Annotated in this window: 1 protein-coding gene; it reads right to left on the reverse strand. The window is 72.1% G+C overall.

Annotated features, from left to right (window positions below):
* On the reverse strand, nucleotides 1–294 hold a 294-nt coding region (locus IF37_RS40480; protein ID WP_037858537.1), incomplete at both ends, for an AAA family ATPase.

Consider the following 294-nt stretch of genomic DNA (forward strand, 5'->3'; position numbering starts at 1 on the left):
GATCGACGGCGCCACCTTGCGGGCCTCCGCGAACAGCTCCCGCACCCGGGAGGCGCCCACGCCGACGATCATCTCGATGAACTCGGACGCCGAGGCGGAGAAGAACGGCACGCCCGCCTCGCCCGCGACCGCGCGCGCCAGCAGCGTCTTACCGGTGCCGGGCGGACCCGCGAGCAGCACACCGCGCGGCATCTTGGCGCCCATCCGGCGGTAGGCGTCGGGGTTCTTCAGGAAGTCCACGACGTCGTTCAGCTCGCCCTCGACCTCGTCGATGCCGGCCACGTCGGCGAAGGT

The sequence above is a fragment of the Streptomyces sp. NRRL S-31 genome (genome assembly GCF_000718775.1).
Classification (GTDB): domain Bacteria; phylum Actinomycetota; class Actinomycetes; order Streptomycetales; family Streptomycetaceae; genus Streptomyces.